Source organism: Nonlabens marinus S1-08 (assembly GCF_000831385.1).
GTDB lineage: Bacteria > Bacteroidota > Bacteroidia > Flavobacteriales > Flavobacteriaceae > Nonlabens > Nonlabens marinus.
On record NZ_AP014548.1, the window covers coordinates 2,001,809 to 2,026,115 of the forward strand.

23 protein-coding genes are annotated in these 24,307 nt (G+C 39.3%); 12 read left to right on the forward strand and 11 right to left on the reverse strand.

Annotated features, from left to right (window positions below):
* Nucleotides 1-65 precede the first annotated feature (65 nt).
* Nucleotides 66-665, reverse strand: coding sequence for an NUDIX hydrolase (locus NMS_RS09235; RefSeq protein WP_084217681.1), 600 nt, complete (start codon nt 663-665; stop codon nt 66-68).
* A 38-nt stretch (nt 666-703) separates the two neighbouring features.
* On the opposite strand from NMS_RS09235, the gene NMS_RS09240 reads away from it, so the two are divergent.
* A complete protein-coding gene (locus NMS_RS09240; protein WP_041496449.1) occupies nt 704-1,429 on the forward strand; it encodes a peptidylprolyl isomerase in 726 nt (241 codons plus the stop codon).
* Between the two features lie 343 nt (nt 1,430-1,772).
* On the opposite strand, the gene NMS_RS09245 is transcribed toward NMS_RS09240, so the two are convergent.
* The gene (locus NMS_RS09245; RefSeq protein ID WP_041496450.1) at nt 1,773-2,831 is read right to left on the reverse strand and encodes a 3-oxoacyl-ACP synthase III family protein; all 1,059 of its coding nucleotides are present in this window, start codon (nt 2,829-2,831) and stop codon (nt 1,773-1,775) included.
* A 119-nt stretch (nt 2,832-2,950) separates the two neighbouring features.
* Complete coding sequence (gene gcvP / locus NMS_RS09250) at nt 2,951-5,788, reverse strand: aminomethyl-transferring glycine dehydrogenase (protein WP_041496451.1); 2,838 nt, start codon at nt 5,786-5,788, stop codon at nt 2,951-2,953.
* Nucleotides 5,789-5,833: 45 nt separating this feature from the next.
* Here gcvP and NMS_RS09255 point away from each other — a divergent pair, with 45 nt between their 5' ends.
* Complete coding sequence (locus NMS_RS09255; protein WP_041496452.1) at nt 5,834-6,775, forward strand: UbiA prenyltransferase family protein; 942 nt, start codon at nt 5,834-5,836, stop codon at nt 6,773-6,775.
* Here NMS_RS09255 and NMS_RS09260 read toward each other — a convergent pair.
* The 5 genes from NMS_RS09260 to purE all read right to left on the reverse strand — a co-directional run bounded on the left by NMS_RS09260 (nt 6,772) and on the right by purE (nt 10,639).
* Nucleotides 6,772-7,020, reverse strand: a complete 249-nt coding sequence (locus NMS_RS09260; protein ID WP_041496453.1) for a hypothetical protein — start codon at nt 7,018-7,020, stop codon at nt 6,772-6,774. The genes NMS_RS09255 and NMS_RS09260 overlap by 4 nt on opposite strands.
* The gene (locus NMS_RS09265) at nt 7,020-7,586 is read right to left on the reverse strand and encodes a sigma-70 family RNA polymerase sigma factor (RefSeq protein ID WP_041496454.1); all 567 of its coding nucleotides are present in this window, start codon (nt 7,584-7,586) and stop codon (nt 7,020-7,022) included. The genes NMS_RS09260 and NMS_RS09265 overlap by 1 nt, the downstream gene beginning before the upstream one ends.
* Before the next feature lie 219 nt (nt 7,587-7,805).
* Nucleotides 7,806-9,863 carry a M3 family metallopeptidase gene (locus NMS_RS09270; RefSeq protein WP_041496455.1) on the reverse strand — a complete coding sequence of 686 codons (2,058 nt, stop codon included), beginning with the start codon at nt 9,861-9,863 and terminating at the stop codon, nt 7,806-7,808.
* A gap of 61 nt (nt 9,864-9,924) precedes the next feature.
* Complete coding sequence (locus tag NMS_RS09275) at nt 9,925-10,161, reverse strand: hypothetical protein (RefSeq protein ID WP_041496456.1); 237 nt, start codon at nt 10,159-10,161, stop codon at nt 9,925-9,927.
* Nucleotides 10,154-10,639, reverse strand: coding sequence for a 5-(carboxyamino)imidazole ribonucleotide mutase (gene purE / locus NMS_RS09280; RefSeq protein WP_041497624.1), 486 nt, complete (start codon nt 10,637-10,639; stop codon nt 10,154-10,156). The genes NMS_RS09275 and purE overlap by 8 nt, the downstream gene beginning before the upstream one ends.
* A 147-nt stretch (nt 10,640-10,786) precedes the next feature.
* Between purE and msrB (NMS_RS09285) the strand changes: the two genes are divergently transcribed.
* A complete protein-coding gene (msrB, locus tag NMS_RS09285) occupies nt 10,787-11,314 on the forward strand; it encodes a peptide-methionine (R)-S-oxide reductase MsrB (RefSeq protein ID WP_052477076.1) in 528 nt (175 codons plus the stop codon).
* A gap of 186 nt (nt 11,315-11,500) precedes the next feature.
* Nucleotides 11,501-11,875, forward strand: coding sequence for a peptide-methionine (R)-S-oxide reductase MsrB (gene msrB, locus NMS_RS09290; RefSeq protein ID WP_041496457.1), 375 nt, complete (start codon nt 11,501-11,503; stop codon nt 11,873-11,875).
* A 63-nt stretch (nt 11,876-11,938) separates the two neighbouring features.
* Here msrB (NMS_RS09290) and NMS_RS09295 read toward each other — a convergent pair whose 3' ends face one another.
* Together NMS_RS09295 and NMS_RS09300 are read right to left on the reverse strand one after the other, a co-directional pair.
* Complete coding sequence (locus tag NMS_RS09295) at nt 11,939-12,550, reverse strand: hypothetical protein (protein ID WP_041496458.1); 612 nt, start codon at nt 12,548-12,550, stop codon at nt 11,939-11,941.
* Between the two features lie 34 nt (nt 12,551-12,584).
* Nucleotides 12,585-13,721 (reverse strand): DEAD/DEAH box helicase, encoded by a 1,137-nt coding sequence (locus NMS_RS09300; RefSeq protein ID WP_041496459.1) that lies wholly within the window; start codon nt 13,719-13,721, stop codon nt 12,585-12,587.
* A 102-nt stretch (nt 13,722-13,823) separates the two neighbouring features.
* Between NMS_RS09300 and NMS_RS09305 the strand changes: the two genes are divergently transcribed.
* On the forward strand, nt 13,824-14,429 hold the full coding sequence (locus NMS_RS09305) for a DNA-3-methyladenine glycosylase (protein ID WP_041496460.1): 606 nt from the start codon (nt 13,824-13,826) through the stop codon (nt 14,427-14,429).
* A 64-nt stretch (nt 14,430-14,493) separates the two neighbouring features.
* On the opposite strand, the gene NMS_RS09310 is transcribed toward NMS_RS09305, so the two are convergent.
* Nucleotides 14,494-15,204, reverse strand: a complete 711-nt coding sequence (locus tag NMS_RS09310) for a flavodoxin family protein (RefSeq protein WP_041496461.1) — start codon at nt 15,202-15,204, stop codon at nt 14,494-14,496.
* Nucleotides 15,205-15,396: 192 nt separating this feature from the next.
* Here NMS_RS09310 and htpG point away from each other — a divergent pair, with 192 nt between their 5' ends.
* The 7 genes from htpG to NMS_RS09345 all read left to right on the forward strand — a co-directional run bounded on the left by htpG (nt 15,397) and on the right by NMS_RS09345 (nt 23,945).
* A complete protein-coding gene (gene htpG, locus NMS_RS09315) occupies nt 15,397-17,286 on the forward strand; it encodes a molecular chaperone HtpG (protein ID WP_041496462.1) in 1,890 nt (629 codons plus the stop codon).
* A gap of 479 nt (nt 17,287-17,765) precedes the next feature.
* Nucleotides 17,766-19,127 (forward strand): hypothetical protein, encoded by a 1,362-nt coding sequence (locus tag NMS_RS09320; protein WP_041496463.1) that lies wholly within the window; start codon nt 17,766-17,768, stop codon nt 19,125-19,127.
* A gap of 152 nt (nt 19,128-19,279) precedes the next feature.
* Nucleotides 19,280-19,795: a hypothetical protein gene (locus NMS_RS09325; RefSeq protein ID WP_148311366.1), complete on the forward strand. Its 516-nt coding sequence runs from the start codon at nt 19,280-19,282 to the stop codon at nt 19,793-19,795.
* A complete protein-coding gene (locus NMS_RS13520; protein WP_084217683.1) occupies nt 19,795-20,520 on the forward strand; it encodes a CsgE family curli-type amyloid fiber assembly protein in 726 nt (241 codons plus the stop codon). Before NMS_RS09325 ends, NMS_RS13520 begins: the two co-directional genes overlap by 1 nt.
* A gap of 10 nt (nt 20,521-20,530) precedes the next feature.
* A complete protein-coding gene (locus NMS_RS09335) occupies nt 20,531-20,956 on the forward strand; it encodes a curli production assembly/transport component CsgF (protein WP_041496465.1) in 426 nt (141 codons plus the stop codon).
* Nucleotides 20,957-20,958: 2 nt separating this feature from the next.
* Nucleotides 20,959-22,467 (forward strand): CsgG/HfaB family protein, encoded by a 1,509-nt coding sequence (locus tag NMS_RS09340; protein ID WP_041496466.1) that lies wholly within the window; start codon nt 20,959-20,961, stop codon nt 22,465-22,467.
* A 2-nt stretch (nt 22,468-22,469) separates the two neighbouring features.
* Complete coding sequence (locus tag NMS_RS09345; RefSeq protein WP_041496467.1) at nt 22,470-23,945, forward strand: carboxypeptidase regulatory-like domain-containing protein; 1,476 nt, start codon at nt 22,470-22,472, stop codon at nt 23,943-23,945.
* The last annotated feature ends 362 nt before the right edge of the window (nt 23,946-24,307 follow it).

The window sequence follows — 24,307 nt, forward strand, 5'->3', positions numbered from 1 at the left end:
TACTAAATCAAGTCCTTATCTACCGTATAAAATTAGAGTTGATACACTCTTGTTTCTTTAAAATTCTACTTATCAAATAGAGGCAGCATCATTTCCCTTAGTTCATAAAGTATCATGGCTGTTGCGCCCCAAACGACTTGTTTTTGCAATAAAAAACAAGGGACATCTGTATTGTCTAGATAGCTTGTGGAAAGGTTAACCTTTGATATGTTTTTGGGATCCAGCAAATCCATTAATGGCACTTCAATGATTGACTTTACCTCGCTGGGTTGCGGTTTGAAGGATAAGTTCGCTTTCGCGAAAGCGAGATACGGCCTAACCATATAATTGCTAGGAGGAATGTAAATAGGAGTCACAGACCGGATCAAGAGCTGGTCCGATTGCGCTATACCCACTTCTTCCTCTGTCTCACGCAAGGCAGTGACTGAAAAATCAGCATCTTCTTTTTCTGCACGTCCACCAGGAAATGCAATTTGCCCACTGTGTTTCCCTTTGGAAATCATGCGTTCAATCAATACAAAATAAGGTACATCATTTTTAGGGTACAACAACATCATAGTAGCAGCCTCCTTAGGTGTTTTAGTAGACAGTTGAGCGCGCTGCAATTCGTCCAAACGTTCTACCGCTGCCATTTGTAGCTGCGCTTTCTCGCCTGGCAATGACATATTCCTTAATTTTGGAACATTATCTAAAAAGTCGCTGAATGAAATCAATGTGGATCTGTTTATGTATGCTGGTAGTCCTCGTTTCTTGTAAAGATACTACAGCCGACTCAAAACCGCCGCAGAAGGAAGAAGCACCGCCACCCAGTAAGGAAGAGCAAGAAGAAGAATCCCTAGCGGAATTCTACAAACCTAGGGTAAGCTATGAAGGCGATACCTTGTTAAGCTACATTCCCCAAGATAGTGTCAAAGCATTTTTTACCAGATATGGAAAGAGAAATCCAGAAACCAAAGTGCGTATGTCCACAAAATATGGAGATATCGATATGGAACTGTTTACCGAAACCCCTATATACAGGGCCAGCTTTATCTATTTAATCAAAAACGGCTATTTTGATGAAACAGTAGTTTACCGCACCGTGCCCAGGTTCATCGTTCAAGCGGGTCATAGCGATAACAAGATCACCGCTGAAAAACGTACCAGTGCTGGGAACTATAAGTTGGAGCCTAATTTTTTACCGAATGTCAAGCATGCCTATGGCACGTTGAGTAGTGCTAAACAATGGGAAGATAATCCAGAGGACTGGCACAATCCCTTTGACTTTTTTATCTCTCTGAGAGCTACAGACCATTTAGATGGAGAGCATACCATTTTCGGTAGAGTGACTTCAGGAATGGAAGTAGCAGAGAAAATTTCTCAAGTAGAAACCGACACTGCGGAATGGCCCTTAATTGATGTTTATATTAAGATGAGTGTGTTGGAGTAGGAGGTTGTACTATCCTTTAAGTTTAAGTTTAAGTTTAAGTTTAAACTGAAACTGAAACTTAAATCTCTATCTCAGTCATTTTTAAAAATTGAATAAGGAGAGAATTGAAGATTAAGCAAATGAAGTGATGTTTTTTAAAACTCAATTTGAGTGTCTAAGTTTATTTAGCTGCACCTATAAACATCTGACAAACAAAATTTTAGTAACCCATTTTTGGATTGTAATGGTAAAAAGAAAAAGAATTGACCTTTAGCTAAGGTTATGAGCGATGAAAAAACAATTTTTCCTCATACCTCATACCTCATACCTCATACCTCATTCCTCATACCTTAAACACTAGTAATTAGTATCTGTAGACAATCGCATTGATATTCATACCAGCACCAACACTGGCAAACATCACCACATCCCCTTTTTCAACTTGGTGGTCTGGCATTTTTCCTTTTACCACAAGATCCATCACCGTAGGAACAGTGGCCACACTGCTATTCCCTAATTTATGTATGATCATAGGCATGATGTGTTTAGGCATTTCCATTCCATAGAGTTTATAGAATCGAGTCACGATAGCTTCATCCATTTTTTCGTTAGCTTGATGGATAAAGATTTTCTTCAAGTCTTTAATGTCCACACCTGATTGATCTAAGGCTGCCTTCATTCCTTCAGGAACTTTTGACAACGCAAAATTATAGATGCGACGACCGTACATTTTGATATACTGGGTCTTGTCTTTTATGTTGACGTTATAGGATTTTTGGTTGAAGATAAAATAGGCTTCTTCTTCTGTATAAGTTGCAGTTGCTTGACCTATAATACCATGCTCATCATCGCTAGGTTCTACAATAACTGCGCCTGCGCCATCAGAGTAGATCATGGAATCCCTATCGTGTGGATCTACGACTCTAGAAAGGGCTTCCGCACCTATGACCAAAACCTTTTGAGCTAATCCCGATTTGATAAAGGAATCAGCTTGTGTCAATCCTAAAATCCATCCCGGACAACCAAATAGTACATCATAAGCAACGCACTTAGGGTTTTTTATACCTAGTTTTTGTTTCACTCGAGTACCTAAACTTGGCACCATATCACTGCTTCCACCATCTGGTTTGACGTCTCCGTAGTTATGGGCAACGATGATAAAATCAATAGTTTCTGGATCACACCTTGCATCATCAATCGCATTTCTTGCGGCACTAGTTGCAAGATCGCTTGTGAACATCTCGTCGTTCATATAACGACGTTCTTCAATTCCAGTAATTGCTACAAATTTTTCAATAATAGTAGCATTATCGCTCCCGAAAGAAGTGCCGTCATTATTCAAGAATTCGTGATTTAAGAACTCTTCATTTTTTCTAACGACATCAGGAATATAACTTCCAACTCCAGTAATCTTAGCTCTCATAAAATGATATAATCGGTAAAAAAAGTGATAATTACTTGAATATCCTATTTCTTAGTTGATTTTTGTATGCATGCATAGTAAATTGAAAAACTGCCAAACGGCAGTTTCCAATTCATTATTTACAAATATTCTTCCATAGGAGCACACGTACACATCAAATTGCGGTCTCCATAAGCATCGTCTGCACGACGTACGGTAGGCCAGAATTTATTGTTTGCAACCCAGTCTAATGGATAGGCCGCCTGCTCTCTAGTATAAGGAAAGTCCCAATTATTTGAAGTCAACATCATCATGGTGTGCGGTGCGTTCTTCAAGACATTGTTAGGTTCGTCTTTGTCTGTAGTCGCAATTTCTTTGCGTATGGAAATCATGGCTTCACAAAAACGATCGATTTCTGCTTTGCTTTCAGACTCAGTAGGTTCAATCATCATGGTTCCTGCCACCGGGAAAGAAACGGTAGGGGCGTGGAATCCATAGTCCATTAAACGCTTTGCGATGTCAACAACTTCAATTCCATGATCCTTGAATGGTCGGCAATCGATAATCATTTCATGAGCTGCACGTCCTTGTTCTCCAGAATACAAACACTCATAGCTGCCCTTCAAGCGCTCCTTGATGTAATTAGCATTTACGATCGCATATTCTGTAGATCTTTTCAATCCATCAGCTCCCAGCATACAGATGTAACCATAGGATATCAAACACGCCAGTGCGCTACCAAAAGGAGCAGCACTAATAGGCGTGATTGCTTGATCACCACCAGTTGGAATAATAGGGTTGGTAGGCAAGAAAGGTACCAGTCGTTCTGCCACACAGATAGGACCTACACCTGGGCCACCGCCACCATGAGGGATAGCAAAGGTTTTATGTAGGTTCAAGTGACAAACGTCTGCACCGATGTTTCCTGGGTTGGTCAGTCCTACTTGCGCATTCATGTTAGCACCGTCCATGTAAACCAGACCTCCATTCTCATGAATCAGGCCTGTTATTTCTTTAATAGCACTTTCATACACTCCATGAGTGGATGGATAGGTCACCATCAAAGCGCTTAGGTTGTCTTTGTGCTTTTCTGCTTTCTCACGTAAATCATCTACATCGATGTTTCCGTTTTCAAGAGCTTTAGTAACCACAACCTTCATTCCCGCCATTACGGCACTTGCTGGATTGGTCCCATGAGCACTAGAAGGGATCAAACATATATTTCTGTGATCATCACCGCGAGAAAGGTGGTAGGCTCTAATTGCCATTAAACCAGCAAATTCTCCCTGTGCACCAGAGTTGGGTTGTAACGAAGTTCCAGCAAAACCAGTAGCTTCATTCAATTGCAACTCTAACTTTTTCAACATTTTTTGATAACCCGCTGCCTGGTCAATAGGTACGAATGGGTGAATGTTCCCCCATTGCGGGTCAGATAATGGCAACATTTCTGCTGCGGCATTTAATTTCATGGTACAAGATCCTAATGCAATCATGGAATGATTCAAGGCTAGATCTTTACGTTCTAATTTCTTGATGTAACGCATCAATTCCGTTTCACTGTGGTAGGAATTAAATACTTCAAAAGTTAAGAAATCAGTTTGGCGTCCAGCGCCTAAGTGAGTTTCCTCTAATACTTCTGTTATGGATGAAGCTTCTTTTGAAACCGCTTTCGCGAAAGCGGAAACAATATCATTCAAGTCTGCAAGAGAGGTAGTCTCGTTGATGGAAACCTGAACGGTATCTTCATCTGGGTAATAGAAATTCAATTCTTTTTCCAAAGCCGCTTTGCGCACGGCATCTGCAGGGGTTTTGAAACTTAGTGTATCAAAATAATTTTCATTCGTTTGATAAATTCCTAGTTTTTCAACAGCATCTGCAAGAGTAGCCGCGTGGCCGTGTACTTTTTCAGCAATATATTTCAACCCACGAGGGCCGTGATACACCGCATACATACCTGCCATAACGGCTAGCAATACTTGTGCGGTACAAATGTTAGATGTCGCTTTATCACGTTTAATGTGCTGCTCACGAGTCTGCAATGCCATACGCAATGCACGTTTGCCGTCCATATCTCGAGTCACGCCTATAATACGTCCTGGAATCTGTCTTTTAAAATCTTCTCGAGTAGCAAAGAATGCTGCGTGAGGGCCTCCGTAGCCCAATGGGATTCCAAATCGCTGTGTGGTTCCAACCACTACATCTGCACCCCAGTGACCTGGAGCTTCAAGTACTACTAATGATAAAATATCAGCTGCTACTGCGATGCGGATGCCTTTGTCTTGGCACGCTTTCGCGAAAGCGGAATATTCCACCACATTACCGCTAGCACCAGGATATTGCAATAGAATACCATAGTAACTGTCATCTTTATCCATCTCTTGAGGATTGCCTTCTACCAGCTCAATTCCCAGTGGAATAGCACGGGTTTTCAGCAATTCCTTAGTCTGTGGCAATACATCTTCATCCACGAAAAATTTCACGTGGTTATTTTTCTTTTGATCTCTTTCACGTACCGAAAACAATAAGGTCATCGCCTCTGCAGCTGCTGTGGATTCATCGAGTAGGGAAGCGTTAGCCAGTTCCATCCCAGTCAAATCAGCAACCATGGTCTGATAATTTAATAAGGCTTCTAGACGTCCCTGAGCAATCTCTGCCTGATAAGGTGTGTAAGCGGTATACCAGCCTGGATTTTCAAGGACATTACGCTGGATCACTGCTGGCGTGATCGCCGCATGATAGCCTAAACCTATGTAAGTACGGTACTGTTTGTTCTCGTTACCTAAGGTATTGATGTGCGATAGAAATTCATATTCACTCATCGCATCATCCAGCTGCAGTTCCTGTTGAAGACGTATTCCTGCAGGAATGGTCTCATGGATCAACTGGTCTATACTTTCAACACCTATGGTGGATAGCATTTCAGGTAAGTCAGCGCGGCGTGGTCCTATATGTCTAAGGGCAAAACGATCTGTATTCATAGAGCTTATGTGGGCTATTTTTTCAGGTTACAAAAGTAGTCGATTATGACCTGGAAACTAACATTCAAAGGCAAGCTATCTACATCATTTTTCAACCGTTTAAGCCAAGTTGTTAACGATGCCGATTACATTTGTGCTATGATGTCATTTAAAAGGATTCTTGACTTTTATATTCAAAGCAGTTTGCATGTGAGTTTATGCTTTGTTGCATTCTATACGGTGGTGTCTTTAGAGATGGGGTTTGCGCCCTCGATGTTAGAATTAGTTGCTGTGGGCTGCTCCACTCTTGTTGGTTATAATATAGCCAAATACGTCCATCTACTTAAAGAAAATTTTCAATTTAATGTTGCGATAAAAATACTGACGGGTGTCAGTGCACTCATTGCGGTGATAGCTGTGTTTCAGTTAGGTGTTTACGCTGTGATTTTATTTGGTGTTTGTAGCATCTTGACGGCACTGTACTCCTTACCAGAGATTATAGGGAAAAGCTTCAGGCAGATTCCTGTCGTGAAGTTAATAACCATTGGCGTCTCGTGGTCGGTATTGGCGGTGCTTCTACCACATATTATGTATGAGAATGGAAATTATTTTAAAACCCATTCTGCATTTCATTTTATTTCCAGTCCAGATTATCAGGAGCTTGTATCTGCTGTTTTAAAATATGCACTATTTGTCATAGCCCTATGTATTCCATTTGAAATAAGAGATTTAAAATATGACGCTCCAGAATTGCGCACTTTGCCACAGCTCATAGGGGTTGAAAAAACAAAATACGTTGGAATATTCCTGCTACTTATTTATGGAGCGATGGAACTAGAGAATTACGGCGATCAACAGCTAACTGTTATTCTGACAGGGTGTATTTTAACACTAACAGCCCTAAGCATTTGGTTTGCTGACCGCTTTAAGTCGGATTATTATGCTAGTTTATTTGTGGAAGCTATTCCAATACTATGGCTGGGATTGTTTGTGGTTTTTGGAATTTAACGTCCTAATTCTTCTTTCAACCTGTTTTTAATAAGCTCCTTTTGATCATCCGTCAAGCGAACCCATTTTAACCGGTTCATCTTTTTGGTAAACACATCATTGTTCTTATTAAAGTCGCGACAGCCTGGACAGTGCGAGTTATGTAACTTCAAACGGAATTTCTCCTTTGAATTCAAGTCTCTATATTGATCACGTGTGCTAAGCACATGTGCATCATCGCAATTGATAAAAAGCCTAGCTATCATTATTCGTTTTCATTAAACCATTTATCCTTAAGACACTCCATCAATTGCACCCTGGCACGATGTAGAATAACCCATAAATTTGACGCTGTGATATTATGTTCCTTACAGATTGTTTCGGTTTCCAGATTATCGATGGATTTCTGAACAAAGATGGTGGCGTAACGTTCCGGCAATGCAGCGATGCAAGCATTCAAGGCTTCACCTAGTTCCCGTTGTTCGATTTCATCTTCTACTGTGGGATTGCGCAAGTCACTCACCCGTTCTTCTAGCCAGTCGCCTTCTTGATCACTTGTGTTCAAATAACTGACTCGGACTTCTGCTTTTCCCTTCTTGCTGTTCTGTTTGCGGTATTGATCTATAATCTTCCGTTTTAGAATTGAGATCAACCAAGTCCTTTCAGTACTATTCCCTTGAAATCTATGGGCACTTTTCAATCCTGCCAGAAAGGTTTCAGATACCAAGTCTTGAGCCAATACAGAATCATTAACTCTTGTGATGGTATAATTAAATAGGTAATCACCATAGCGATCTACCCATTTTTCCGGAACCAATTTTACTTCTGGCACTTTTTTATTTTTTATTACTGATTTGCTTTGCAAATCTAATTTTCAATTGCCTATTGTTATTACTCATACGCAAGCCCCATTGTCCTACGGACATTTCCCCAAAAGGGAAAACTTGTGAAACTTTATGCAGTCAAAGTTCTGAAATCTTAATTTCTTAACTGTTCTCGACTGTGCCTCGACAAGCTCAGCATAAACTGCTCGAACTAACATTCTTACTGACTACGCGACCAATCCAGCTCTTTTAAGCAAAGCGTCTATTTTTGGTTCGCTTCCGCGGAAGCGTGTATACAGCAACATTGGATTTTCAGTTCCACCTTTAGAGAGCACATTTTCTTTAAAGCTAGTCCCTATTTCCCGATTAAAAATTCCTTTTTCTTGAAACAGTTCAAACGCATCAGCATCTAAAACCTCGGCCCATTTGTAGGAATAATAACCGGCACTGTACCCACCTTGAAAGATATGCGCAAAAGCAGTACTCATGCAACTATCTACAACATCTGGATACAAATCAGTCTGATCAAAGACTTCTCTTTCATGATTCTTGACATCTGTAATGCCTGTTGGGTCAATCCCATACCAGTGCATGTCCAGCATCCCGAAAGATAACTGTCTCAATGTTTGCAAGCCTTCATGAAATGTTGCCGCTTTTTTTATTTTTTCAATGTACTTAGCTGGGATCACTTCATTAGTCTCGTAATGACGAGCAAATAGTTCCAATGCTTCTTTTTCGTAACACCAGTTCTCTAAAATCTGGCTAGGCAATTCCACAAAATCCCAAAAAACCGAAGTTCCTGATAAACTGCGATACGTAGTATTTGCTAACATACCATGTAGGGCATGACCAAATTCATGGAATAACGTAGTCACCTCGTTAAAAGTCAATAGCGATGGCTTAGTAGCAGTTGGCTTCGTAAAATTACAGACAATAGATACATGAGGACGACTGTTCGTGCCATTTTCAATGTACTGATCTTTAAATGAGGTCATCCACGCGCCATTTCTTTTTCCTTTACGCGGGAAGAAGTCGGCATAAAAGATAGAATTGAGCGTTCCATCTTCATTTTTTACCTCATGAGTAATCACATCTTTATGATACTTAGAAATGGATTCATTCTTTTCAAACGTTAAACCGTACAATCGATTGGCAACTTCAAAGGCACCATCGATAACGTTTTCTAATTTGAAATAGGGTTTGAGCAATTCATCATCCAGCTCAAAATATTCCTTCTTCATTTTTTCTGAAAAATAGGCGCCATCCCATTTTTGCAACTGATCAATTTGATCTAGATTATTTTTTTTCAAATATTCTTGAGCGTAGGCTTCAAGTTCGCGAAATTCTTTTTCAGCAGCGGGTTTTGCTTTTTCCAGCAATTCTTCAGAAAAGGTGCTCACTTTCTCTGGGGTCATGGCCATACGCTCCTCTAAGACGAAATGAGCGTGTGTTTCATAACCTAAAAGATTGGCTCTTTCATGTCGCAATCGAGCAATTTTCAACACATTTTCTTCATTATTGTGTTTGCCCTTGTATGCCCTTGCGCCAAATTCTTTAGAAAATTTCTCACGCAATTCACGGTTATCTGCATACGTCATGAAAGGGATGTAGCTGGGGTAGTCTAGTGTGAACACATAACCTTCTTTATCACGACTTTTAGCCTCTTCTTGAGCTGCTTCTAGAGCGGTTTCTGGCAAACCAGAAAGCTGATTTAAGTCGGTTATATGAAGTTCATAATCTTGCGTCGCGGCAAGTACATTCTCGCCGAAACTCAAACTCAACTCAGAAAGCTGGGTGTCCAGTTCTCTCAACCGTTCCTGCTTACTTTCTGCAAGATTGGCACCGTTGCGAGAAAATCTTTTATATTGCTTTTCTAAGAGCGTCATTTGCTCTGGATCTAGGGAAAGATCCTCCCGCTGATTATATATAGTTTTAACACGGGTAAAGAGTTCCTTATTTAAAGTGACATCGTTACCAAATTTGGATAATTGTGGGCTCACCACTCTCGCAATGCGTTGGATTTCGTCGTTCGTTTCGGCACTGTTCAGGTTAAAAAATATAGAGCTAATTCTGCTCAACGTATCTCCACTTCGGTCTAAGGCTTCAATCGTATTAGAAAAAGTAGGTGGTTGTTGATGAGCCGTAATCTTGTCAATCTCTGACTGGGCAAGGGTTATCGCTTTCGCGAAAGCGGACTCAAAATGGGATTCTTGGATATCAGAAAAAGGAGCCGTTTCAAAAGGTGTCTCAAATTTCTGTAGTAAGGGATTGTTTTCTGTACTCATATTTGTAAAAATACGAGCCAAAAATCAGATGATCTCTATGGATTTGTTAAATACTGAAGTTCTAACTAAAATGTCCGTAGCCGAAAAACACAACCGCAAGTACGACATGAATCCAACCTAAGTAATTGATGTCTTTTTTAGTAAACTGGCGATTGATGATAATAGCTAGTAAAAAATGAATACCACCAGCAACTAGAAAATGCCATTTTACAAAATGGCGCAAGCTCAATTCGTAACCCAACCATGTCAAGGTCAATAACAATGCGACGATGGAAGAGTAGAAATAGGTTTTACTCATGACGCATCTGCGCAGCGGCTTGAGTCACCTTTTCTTTGAGAGATTCCTTGTAGGCGATGATACGATCGCGAACGTCCTCTTGAGTAGCTCCTAAAATTTGAGCGGCAAGTATACCAGCATTCTTAGCTCCGTTCAAAGCGACAGTGGCAACAGGAACGCCACCAGGCATTTGCAAGATAGAAAGAACACTGTCCCAACCATCGATAGAATTACTAGACTTTACAGGAACACCTATAACAGGTAACGGCGATAGACTAGCCACCATTCCTGGTAAATGTGCGGCACCACCAGCACCAGCAATAATCACAGCAATACCTTTTTTGTGTGCATTTTGACCAAATTCAAACATTTTCTCTGGCGTGCGATGGGCGCTGACCACATCTACTTCAGTTTCAATTTGGAGTTCTTTGAGGATATCAATGGCATCTTGCATCACTGGCAAGTCGCTCGTCGATCCCATAATAATGGCAACTTTCATATTCATAGCCGTAAATTTATGAAATACACACCTGATAATTGGAAATGCAGCCTCAAAACTAAGAATGTAACTATAGCGTATGTAAGGTTAACAAAGCTGCAACACAATACCAGGCTTTGTGGATTATTTTTATACAAAATATTTATGATGATCAAGAATCTATTATTAGGAGCATTGGCAATTGCCGCAATTTCCTGTAAATCAAATGCACAAGAGAAATCTGCTGATGGGGAAACCACAGCGAGTAACACTCAAGACTATAAAGTTTCTAAAACTGAAGCCGAGTGGCAATCCATTCTTACTCCAGAAGAATTCAATATTCTGCGCGAGGCGGGAACGGAACCTCCTTTTACCAGTCCATTGAATGAAGAAACCAGCCCGGGAACATTAATTTGTGCTGCTTGTTATGCTCCGCTTTATGAGAATGAGCACAAGTTTAAGTCAGGTACAGGATGGCCTAGTTATGATCGTGCCATTGATGGCGCCATCGTATTGGATAGCGATATGAAAATAGGGTACAAGCGCGATGAAGCTAAATGTGCCACTTGTGGAAGTCACTTAGGACATATTTTTAATGATGGGCCAGAGGAAACTACAGGAAAAAGACACTGTATTAATGGCGTAGCACTGGATTTTGTTCCAGAAGGACAAGCCTTGCCTGAGTTAAGAAAATAGAAAAATTGATATGATGATGATTTGGGCGTTCCCTGAAAATTACGCTTACGCTTCATTTTCAGGTCGGGCTTTCACTTCAATCTTTTAAATAACACGTCGCAATGTATGCGATGTGTTATTTAAAAGGATTTACGTTCAATCCCTACCGCAAGCTGCTCTCATAGAGTGACATTTAAAATTAAAAAGATGACAGAGGAAGAATATAAAAAGAAGTTGACCCCAGAGCAGTACCATGTTTTACGTGAAAAAGGAACAGAGCGACCATTTACAGGCGAACATAATACCAACTATGAAGATGGTGTTTATTCCTGTGCAGCTTGCGGCAATGAGTTGTATAAGTCCGAAACTAAATTTGACAGCGGTTGCGGTTGGCCCTCTTTTGATGATGAGATAGAAGGAGCCATCGAACGCAAACGGGATACCACTCATGGAATGATGCGTACTGAGATTATGTGCGCCAATTGCGGCAGCCATTTAGGTCATGTATTTAATGATGGGCCGACTAATACAGGAATTAGACACTGTGTGAATAGCTTGAGTCTGGACTTTGAGAAGAAGTAAAACTTAAACCTAAGCTAAAGTTTAAATTTAAAAGTCTCAATTCGTTGGGGCTTTTTTGTTTACTTACCTTATCTGAAAGGTTTCAAGCCATCTTCTCAAATTACAAAATCGCTCACGAACATTGATTTTAGGTCCGATAAGTGCCATATTAACAAGAAATACTTGAGTTTTAGAGTTACCTTCTACGTAATAAAAAATATTCTGAATTAACTCGGTTTCCACAATTGATTCTTCATGAAGCCAATAGGTTTCCTTTTCACCTATATGTCCTATTCCTGCTTCAACATATGTCCACTCTTCTGAACTAGAGCCAAACCACAAAGAGGTTAATTCTTGTGTGAAATATTTTTCAAGATCAACATTTTCTTTTTCAACCTCGACTACTCCGATTAAGTCGCTCATACCATCGTGCTCCAGCGAAATAATAATTCCAGGCGTCTCGGGAACCAAATTTTCAAAAACTTCCCAGTTTTCTGGGACTTCGATTGAGTAATCATTCCCAATATTTACAACAGTTTTTAGTTGATGATGGATATTAAGTGTTCTGCAATCTTCAAATGAGTCCCTTGAAGGATTTTCAAAAGAAATTTTATTGACTTTCATAGGCAGGTCTAAATCAATTTGTGCAACACAAATTGAACTTGACAGCAATAATAAAATGATAACACGATTCATCCGACACTTTTTTTTAAACTCAATATTTAATTCCCTAAGAATTCCACTCCGGTAAATCTTCCATCCAAACCTTCATCTTAGTTTTTTTCTGGATCACTCGCATGTGGTTTGCTTCATCTGCGGTGACTAGTGAGATGACCGTTCCTGGATTCTCTGCACGGCCGGTCCTTCCTATACGGTGGATGTAATCTTTAGGAGATCTAGGTAATTCATAATTGATTACAAAAGGAAGAAACTCAATATCAATACCACGAGAAAGTAGATCCGTAGTGACGAGGCAGCGCACTTCGCTATCCGCACTTTTGAATTCGTTGAGGTGAGATTGTCTAGTTCCTTGGGCTTTTTTACCGTGAATCGCTTTTGAAGTTATCCCATTTGTGTTGAGTTTGTCATTCACATGCTCTACTTGATAGGTGGATGAGCAGAAGATCAATACCTGCTTCATCTCATGCTTCTCAATAAGATGTCTCAATAAAACTCCTTTTTTTTCTTCTGTTACTCGGTAACCAATTTGCTTAATGAGCGCCAGATCTTCTTCTGGAACTTGAATGTTGATCACAACAGGATCGAGAGTCAAATACTGAATAATTTCAGAAACCTTAGGCGATAGCGTGGCTGAAAATAACAAGGTCTGCAGACGTTTCGGCAACCTTGCAAAAACCTGATCCATTTCTTCACGGAAACCCATCGACAACATCTTATCGGCTTCATCCAATACCAAGATTTTAGTCTTGGCAATCTTTACTGCGTTCTTCTCCATCAATTCCAATAAACGCCCTGGTGTTGCCACGAGAATGTCTACTGTGTTCATTTTCATCATCTGCGGATTGATACTCACACCTCCATAAACCGCCATGGTGATTAATGGGTTTTTTAAGGCTTTTGAAAAAAGAATGATCGCTTCGCTTACCTGCACAGCGAGTTCGCGTGTGGGTACCATCACCAGCGCTTGAATTTCTCTATTCTCAGACGGCTGATTTTGCAAGCGGTCGAGTAAAGGTAGGACGTAAGCAAGGGTCTTTCCAGAACCGGTTTTAGCAATTCCCATCACATCTTTTCCTTCCAGAATGGGCGTGATGGCTTGTTCTTGAATAGGAGTAGGCTTAGCAAATTGGTTTTTCTCCAATTGGCTAAGGAGTGCACTGGAAAGCTTAAGGTCTTTGAAAGTCATAAATAAAGGTAAAGCTGCAAAGGTACAGACTTAAGATGCTAAACCTTTATTAAGATGTATGAACAGCCTGGCTCAAAATGTCAGGGCATCGTAATTTAACGTATGCCTTCAAAAAAACTCCCTGTTAGCTACTACCAAAACAACGACGTCGTATTTCTTGCCAAAGACCTCATTGGTAAAACCATCGTTTCTATGGTGGATGGTAAGCGCACCAGCGGCACAATTACAGAAACCGAAGCCTATCGCGGTTATGACGATAAGGCTTGCCACGCACATCTAGGTCGATTTACAGAACGCACTAAGGTCATGTATGAATCTGGTGGTGTGGCTTATGTGTATTTGTGTTACGGCATTCACAACTTGTTCAATATCATCACTAATACAAAAGACAATGCCGACGCTATTTTAATAAGAGCCGTTGAACCCGTGGAAGGTATCGAGATTATGCAGGAGCGTCGCGGTAAGGAACTAGATAAAACGCTTACTTCTGGACCTGGAAACTTCAGCAAGGCGTTTGGGTTGGATCGATCGCATTATGGTGAGGATCTTACAGGTAATATTGTGTGGATCGAGGAGTCTAAAGAAAGCAACTTTCGCGAAAGCGATATTATAGAGAGCAAACGCATCGGTATTGATTATGCCGAGGAAGACAAGGATTTGCCATGGCGGTTCTATGTCAACTCTTCCAAGTTTGTTAGCAAGAGATAAGTTCTGGATCTACTTTGCTGTATCGCTTGAACACTGGTCAGGCAGGAAAGCTGAAAACTTCAATCTATCTATATTCTGGATTTTCAAATCCCCATTTATTCCCTTTGTCCCATTGTTCTCTAGAGTTACCATAGGCGGAATAGCCATTATTCGTTTTGAGCATGTGCGCCAGATGCAATAAATTGTAGGTCATAAATGTGGTATTTCGTTTAGTAAAATCGTTGTCTAATCCCACTCTACCATCATCGCCATAACTAGGTCCAGGTCCAGCTTCTCCTATCCAGCCAGCATCGGCTTGTGGTGGTATGGAATAACCCACGTGCTGCATGGAGTATAGAATTCCCATGGCGCAATGCTTGATGCCGTCCTCGTTTCCAGTAATAATGGTACCACCTACTTTTCCGTAGAATTTATATTGTCCCTTTTCATTGGTCATACCGCTCATGGAGTATAATCGCTCTATAAGTAATTGACATTGTGAAGATTTCTCGCCCAGCCATATGGGCGTCCCTATAATTAGGATATCGGCTTCCATGACTTTTTTAGAAATTTCAACCCAGGCGTCTTCTTCCCAGCCGTGTTCCCTCATATCAGGTTGAACGCCGCTAGCGACTGGATGGTCAACAAATCGGATATGCTCTACAGCAACGTTTTCTTTTTCCATGATCGCAGCACTCGCGTCCATTAACAATTTAGTGTGGCTTCTAGTGGGTGATTTTTTTAATGTACAGTTGATGTATAATGCCTTTAATTTTGAGAAGTCTGGAGTATTCATAGAATAAATTTTATGTTATTTAAATATGACGAAATAATCTTATTGTGTCTTTATGTTTCTGTCAAATTTTACCATTTAATGTCAGGTTGTCATTTGTAGTGGTTTGGTACTCGATTTGACCATTGAGGTTGAAAGTGAATTCGCTTTCGCGAAAGCGAAATAATTAATACATCAAAAAAATACAAACGATATATGTCACAACAAGGAAAGATTAATGTAGCGGTGGAGAATATTTTCCCGCTTATCAAAAAGTTCTTATACAGCGATCACGAGATTTTCTTGCGCGAACTGGTTTCTAATGCCACGGATGCAACTCTTAAACTGAAGCACCTTGCCATGATAGGCGAGGCAAGTGTTGAGCTGGGCGACCAGCAAATTGAGGTAAAAATCAATAAGGAAGATGGAACACTACATATTATAGACCAAGGTCTAGGTATGACAGAGGATGAGGTGCAGAAGTATATTAATGACATCGCATTTTCTGGAGCTGAGGAGTTTCTTGAAAAATATAAAGACAGCGCTAAGGACAGCGGTATCATTGGACACTTCGGTCTTGGATTCTATTCTGCCTTTATGGTGGCGGATAAGGTTGAAATTATAACCAAATCCTATAAAGACGAGCCTGCAGTACACTGGACGTGCGATGGTTCTCCTAATTACACGATTGAGCCAGCAGAGAAAGAAAACTTTGGTACGGAGGTCATTCTTCACATCTCTGACGACGAGAAGGAATTTCTTGAAGAAAGTAAGATTCGTGAGTTGTTGACGAAGTACAACAAGTTCATGCCGGTGCCGATCAAGTTTGGTACAAAAACCGAAACTTTAGAGAAGCCAGAAGGCGCTAAAGAAGAGGACAAATCACCGACTCAGGAAGTAGATAACATCATCAACAACCCGAATCCAGCCTGGACTAAGCAACCAACAGAGTTAGAAGATCAGGATTATAAGGACTTCTACCGCGAGTTGTATCCTATGCAGTTTGAGGAGCCATTGTTCCACATTCACTTGAATGTAGATTATCCTTTTAACCTGACAGGAATATTGTATTTCCCTAAGATGACCCAAGACTTGAATGTACAAAAGGATCGCATCCAGTTGTACCAAAATCAGGTTTTCGTCACAGATAATGTGGAAGGTATCGTACCAGAATTCTTGACGATGTTGCGCGGTGTGATTGACAGTCCAGACATTCCGCTGAATGTTTCTCGTTCTTACTTACAAGCAGATGGCGCTGTGAAAAAGATTTCCAGCTATATCACTAGAAAGGTAGCTGACAAATTGAAGTCTTTATTCAATGAAGACCGAGCTGCTTTTGAACAAAAGTGGAACGATATCAAAATCGTTATTGAGTACGGTATGTTGAGTGAGGACAAGTTCTTTGAAAAGTCTGATGCCTTTGCACTCTATCCAACTGTAGATGGTTCTTACTACACGTGGGAAGAATTGATGGAAAAAGTAAAAGACTCTCAAACCGATAAAGACGGGAAAACAGTCTTGTTGTACGCTTCTAATAAAGAGGCGCAACACAGTTATCTCGCTGCCGCGAAAGCTAAAGGCTATGAAGTATTACTGCTAGATTCACCAATCGTATCCCACTTGATGCAGAAGCTAGAGCAATCTAAAGAGAATGTCACTTTTGCCAGAGTAGATGCAGATAGTGTTGATAATCTTATCAAGAAAGAAGAAGAGCAAATCTCTAAATTGTCTGACGAGGAGAAAGAAGCATTACAGAAAAGCATCACTGATACTATTGCAGATACCAGCTATAGCGTTCAAGTAGAAGCCATGAGCAGCGATGCAGCACCATTTATGATTACCCAACCAGAATTTATGCGCCGCATGAAAGAAATGCAAGCGACTGGTGGTGGCGGTATGATGGGCTTTGGCAATATGCCAGACATGTACAATCTAGTCGTGAATGCTAATCATGAGCTAGTTCAAGAAATCTTTAATGCCAAAGCTGGTAAGAAAAAGGATCGCTTGATCAAGCAATCGGTCGATCTTGCTAAGCTTTCTCAAGGATTATTGAAAGGAGAGGCATTGACTGCTTTTGTGAATAGAAGTTATGAGTTGATTAAGTAGATCAATCCAACATATTTGATTTAAGAAAGCCCTCGATTTTTGAGGGTTTTTTTTGTTTTCTGCCAATACTAGTCAATAAGTCTAACTTTCATATAAATTTGAAATTAACATATACCCAATATTAGGTATGTGTCTGATTAACAAATGTGTAAATTTCAGTGAAATAGCTTTGCTGTTCAACCATTAACATAAAATTAACAACCGTTTTAGTATATCGTAAACATTGGTTATTAGTCAATTATAATACCGATAAATAGGTTAATCGATAAACGGTTACTTGGAAATTAGCAAAAAAGTCTTCTATATTTGGATAACATTAAGAAACAACAGATCCCGAAGTTTCTTAATTAGACAGACTTCCCCTTACTGTCATAATTATACCCCTAGAATAATTTACTGTATTCAATAGCACAACTGATGCGTAAGATCTGTTATGCTAGCTCCTGAAAACGTATTTATTAATTCTAAATATTTTAATTATGAAAAGAGTAATTCTCGGCGCAGCAGCGCTACTAGCAGGAGGAATCGCATTTGCGCAAACACCTCCAATTCCATCGGGACCAACGGGACCATCTACAACAGCAACACCTTTATTAGGGCCTATTACAGTGCCAAATAATTATGTTGCACCAGGCCCACAAAAATCTGCACCTGCTTCAGCAACGCCTGGTGTAGGAGGTAATTATTCCTTAATCGATCAAGTAGATAGTGGGAACGATGCAAATGTTCTTCAAGAAGGTACTACTAATGGATCTTTTATTTATCAAATAGGAGATAATACTAGTAACTTGAATACGGCAGATGTATTGCAAAGAGGTAATGTTCAACCAGGAACGAGCGGTGAAAATAACTATGCCCAGATCGATCAGGATGGAGAAGGCAATGATTCAAAGACTCGTCAATATGGTGATATGAACGATGCCCGTTCTAACCAATTAGGAATGAACAATACATCTTCTATTCAACAAGGTAGCTCCGTTGCTGAACAGGCAGAAAGTAACGTTGGTACCGTTGATCAAGAAGGAAATGACAATAATGCGAGTATTCAACAACGTTGGGATAATAACATGGCTTCCTCTACTCAATTAGGAGATCGTAACAAATCCATTCAAGAACAGAACACTGCTGAGGAAGATGGCCCAGGTCAGATAGGTGTGATTTCACAAACTGGAGATGATAACGAAGCTAGACAGTTTCAGCAAGGTAAAGACCCAAATAATCAGGATGCTAACTACGCTGAAATAGTTCAAGGAGGAGGTTCAGGAGCTGATGCTACTGATGCTTTTGCTCAACAAGTTCAAGAAGGTAAAGCAAATGAGGCTTTAATTGAACAGAGATTAAGTGGTGATGAGGCTTATCAAGATCAAAAAGGTAATCGCAATAAAGCGATAGCGCGTCAAAACTTAGGAGGAACTACTACAGGTGGAGATAATTTATCTATGCAAACACAAGACGGTAAGCGCAATGAAGCTGAAGTGTGGCAGCAAGGTAATAATAATAGATCCTTCCAAGAGCAATTGGGTGATGATAACAAAGTATTCCACTATCAATCTTACGGTCAAAATCCTGGTGAAGGAAACCGTGCTACTTCCTTACAAGATGGTAGTATGAATGATTCTCAAATTTTCCAAGGAGGATTTAAGAATGAATCAATCGTTGATCAAAAAGGTGATGGACACATGAGTTATATTACACAGAACCAATTTGGTAGTGTAGTTAATGGAGGTGCTTCTACTTTGAATACTGCAACTGTAATACAGAGAAATTCCGGTGACACGACTGGTCTTAGATCTAAAACTAACCTAACTAAGAGAAGTTCTTCTCTTAATGGTAGCAACTAATAATAGGTTTTAGGGACTTATTATTAAGTAATAGGGTAGGATTGAGAAGGAGATACTTTTCAATCCTACTCCTTACTTATAATAACCTAATTATTGCAACGGCGTTGAATTAGGTTTTAAAATTAATGGCTAATCAAGTAAACAATAATATCATGAAACGGATTATTTATTTTTTCATTTTTCAATTGATTGCAATTACTTCATTGGCTCAAACTTACGTCAATGACAAACCCTTATTAAAAACAGGATCACCAACAACTGCTAGTGAGCAGCTCAACTTGATTTCAAATGAATCCTTTTATAAAACACCATCTCAATCAGCAGCTGTATCAAGAAACCTGGTACTCATAGATCAGGTAGGTGTTAATAATATAGGATTAATATCAACTACTTCAAATGACAGTGAAATCAGCTTGTTTCAATCAGGTACTAACAATCGTGCATTCATAGAACTGAATGCTAAAACTATAAGAGAAAATGTAGTTCAAATAGGTAATGATAATTATTTTCAAGATTACAGCATTCATGGGGCTCAACTTCACACTGCATCCATTTTTCAAGAAGGGAGTTATAATAAAATTATTAGCACAGGTAAAAACAGCCTTTCAGAAAGAATCGAGATAACTCAAAAAGGAGTGGGAAAAGAAGCATACATTATCCATAATTAATGAGATATATTCTTTGCATATTTTTATTTTCAATGGGCCTTACTACGGCTCAAGAATCCTTATATAATCAAACTATAAAGGCAGAAGTCTTACTGGAAGATCAAGGAGGTTTTTTAAATATCACAGGTATGGCGTCCAACCTGACCAATTCGGACCAAAGCATACGTTATGAACTCGCAGTTATCAAGAAGGATACTGCAACAAATAATAGTTCTAAAAACAATCAAACAGGAAGAGGAGTTCTAAAGTCAAAATCTCAAGGAATGTTATCTACTACAAGCGTCAACCTTAACACTCCTGACATTGTAACCATCATGTTATTAATATATGATGTAGAAGATAAATTGATAGGTAAAGACTTGAAACGAATAGAACCGAACACTTTACAACTCAAAAGCGAGCCAAATACATCCTATGATGGTATTGAAATCAGTGGTCTCGTCACTAGAGATATACGTACAGCTCCAGCTCGGAAATTTTACGATTATTTTTATAAAGAATATAAAAAATATCGAATTAATGGGTCGAGGGTGGTATCTATAAAAGAGAAATTTGGTCAAGGTAGAAATACTAGAATAGAGATTTCAGTCGGGACTGATTTAGTGTATCAGTTTTTTCTAAATCCTAATGATGACTTCATTAAGGAAGTAGGGGATTACAGCTTACGGGTTGTTTACCAACACTTTGAAAAATTAAAAGTAATGCAAGCTTCTATTAACAATTAAATACTTTATTATGCTCAAAAAAATTACAACATCGCTCCTGTTGTTATTTGCTCTCTGTTTCACCACAGGTATGAATGCTCAACAATTTAGTTACACTCCTATTAATCCTGCATTTGGAGGTAATACTTTCAATTATCAGTGGCTCATTCAAAGTGCTGAAGCTCAAAATAAATTTACGGATCCTGATGCTGCAAGTAGACGAGATGAGCTTTCGGACCTTGATTCATTTGCAGATGGACTGAATAGACAATTGTTAAGTCAACTTTCTCGAAACTTACTTAATGCTCAGGTCAATTTTGAAAATGGTTTAGAACCAGGTACGTTTAGTTTCGGTAATTTAGAAGTAGAAATTCTAGAATCATTAGATGGTCTAGTGGTAAATATACTCGATACCACAACAGGAGATACCACCACTGTAGTTATACCAAATAACTAATTATGCGGTATTTCAAAAAACTCACAAGATTATTGTGTCTTGTAATTTCATGCGTCTTAATTTCGGGTTGTGGAGCATATTTTAGTCAACCATTGGACACTCAAAATGCTCGCATTGGAGAAACTACTGATGCTACCTATACTTTAAGAAATCTTCCCCCACCAATAGCTCCCGCTGTTGTTGGTGTCTATCGATTTGAAGATCAAACAGGTCAATTCAAACAAACTGAGAACGGATCTACCTTTAGTAATGCAGTCACTCAAGGCGGAACTACAATTCTTATCAAAGCATTGGAAGATTCCAACTGGTTTACCATTATCGAAAGAGAAAACCTTGATAATCTTTTAAATGAGCGAAATATAATTTCTGCCACTCGTAAAGACTACTCCCAACAAACAAACACGCAACAACCACCGTTACCTTCCCTACTATATGCAGGGGTTATCATAGAAGGTGGTATTGTTTCTTATGATACTAACGTTCTTACGGGAGGTGTTGGGGCTCGTTATTTTGGAGCAGGTGGATCTAGTAAATACCGTCAGGATCGAGTAACAGTTTATTTAAGGGCGGTGTTGACCCAAACAGGTCAAGTTATGAAGACGGTCTACGTTTCAAAATCTATTTATTCACAAGCAGTGGATGCCAGCTTATTTAGATATGTCAATTTTAAACGTTTGCTAGAAGCGGAAACAGGCTTTACGAGAAATGAGCCAGCCCAATTAGCAGTTACAGAGGCTATTGAAAAAGCTGTCGAAGCATTAATAGTGGAGGGAATTGACGTGGGGCTGTGGTATCCGAAAGGTGGTCAAAATGTTGCAGATCAGATGCAGCAAAATTATCGAAGTGAAAAAGAAGTAGCTGAGAGAACTGATGTTTACCAGCGTGAACTTCTTGATCGTCGTAGTAAATGGAGGATAGATGCAGGTGGAGGTGCCACTTATGCAAACAATGATTTACCTAATCCATATTATGAATATTCCCTCCTAGCTGGAGTAAAATATAACTTCACACCATTTTTAGGTCTCTACGGTCAAGGCAGCGGTTATAGAATAAAAAACACAGGAACTCTTAATAGACAATTTGCCAGTACCGATCTCAATCTGGAATTTACAGTGCTTCCCTATGAAAAGTTTACTCCCATGATATACGCTGGTCCAGGCTTAAATTATGGAGATGGTTTTAATGTGATCGATTTTAAAGCTCAAGCTGGCCTTTCCTTTGAATATTTAGTATCGCCTAGTATAGGAATAAAAGTCTACGGTGATTATAACGTCGTTTTTTCAGATGAGATGGATCGCATAGTTTCTGGAGTTCGCGATGATCAATACTACAAATTTGGCGCTGGTATTAATGTATACCTAGGTAAAAGTCAGGCTAAAGAAAATTCACCTAGTTATTTAAAGCGACAACAAAAGAAAGAGCTAAAACGAGTAAATGAACTTCAATTGAAAAACGACATGGTGATTGATTCGCTTTCGCGGAAGCAAACTAACTCTAATAATCAACTATAATCATGAAGACAATAATCTATTTAATAGTCACTACTTGTTTATTGATAACAGGTTGTACGGAGGAAACCATCATTGTCAACGGTAAAGGAACTATAACCGGGACGGTGGTAAAAGATGTCACTTTTGAACCTTTGGCGAATGTGAAAATATCTACGAATCCAAATACTAATACTGTTTTTACTGATGACGAAGGTAAATTCACACTGGATGTTGAAAATGGAACCTTTGCTGTAAAAGCGGAGAAGGATGGGTTTCTAGTAAAATTTGAATCTGCAGATGTTGAAACAGATGAGGAAACGACAGTTGTTTTTGAACTACAAATTTCTACTGCAAATAATAAACCGCCACCATCCCCTACACTTATTTTCCCAGCTGATAAGGCAACAGCAATTGATTTTAACGTGACGTTTGATTGGGAGTCGATTGATGTAGATGGTGATTCACTTACTTATACTCTACAATTGAGAAACTCTTTAACCAATGAAGTTGAGAACTTTACTGATATTGAAACTAGTGAGTTTGAAACAAATCTTGAATTTGCTACTAAATATTTTTGGCAAGTTACTGCAGATGATGGTATCAACCTACCAGTGAATAGCGTTATACAAAGCTTTACCACGACCTCATTTCCATCTAATAGATTTCATGTTGTTCGTAAAGTGGGAGACAATAATGTGATTTACGGTGGTGATGATAATGGCAATTTGGTAGCTATAACCTCAGATTCTAAAAACAGTTGGCGACCTAGAGTTAACCGAACGATTTCTAAGATAGCCTTTTTAAGAAATGTAGGAGCTAATGTTCATGTATTTGTCATGGATACGGACGGTACTGATGTTCAACAGGTAACCAGTTCAATTCCAGTGAATGGCTTCAATCTGGATGAGGTAGATATATCTTGGACAAATAATGGAAGTGCCATTTACTATCCATCTCTAGACAAACTCTATCGAATAAATCCCGACGGTGGAGGCTTAACCTTAGTTTATCAAACGAATAATGGAAATCTTATTACAGAAGTAGACTATAATAATGAAGTTATTGCTTTGAAAACTAATAACTTAAATGGGTATAACGTTAATATTTTTACTATTAACGACTCCGGAGTAGTCTTAAATACCGTATTATCAGGTGAACCTGGAGCCGCTGGTGGCCTTGAATTGAGCATAGACAACACCAAATTAGTGTATACTAAAGATGTTTCTGGATTTGAAAATACAGAATACCGCCAACTAGATTCTAGAGTTTTTGTATACTCATTTAATTCTTCCACGAGAGTGGACAGATCCAGCTTGAAACCAAGTGGCACAAATGATTTAGACGCAAGATTTTCACCAACAGATGCTCAAATTATAGTTACTAATAGGTCTAATGATACTGACAGTGGTGGTAAGGTTCAAATATTGAAACCAAACCAAACCACTAATGATGATAGAGAAGACCTTTTTCAAAACTCCTTTATGCCAGACTGGGAATAGCATCCTTTTATCTGTGGGAAGGATGCGTATCCTTTCCTTAAAATTCTAGAAGCTCTGAGCAAGCTTCAATGGAATTAGATATCTGAATATGGTACTTACGCGCATCAATATTACTGGTGCTATTCCCTTACTGGTACAAAAAGAAAGCCAAGCTTGAGATTTAGGGAATCTCGGCTTGGCTTTTATTATTCTAAATATATTTTCAAATATAAGTACATACAATTACTTTAATCGCAAAATCAAATAAATTAACCTTTATATGTGTGTTTAATCGGTTTATCGATCGTTTAAAGGGGTAAAAAGAATGTATTGACAACCTTTGAGATTAAATAACTAATCAAATGAGCGCAAAATTATTTGCT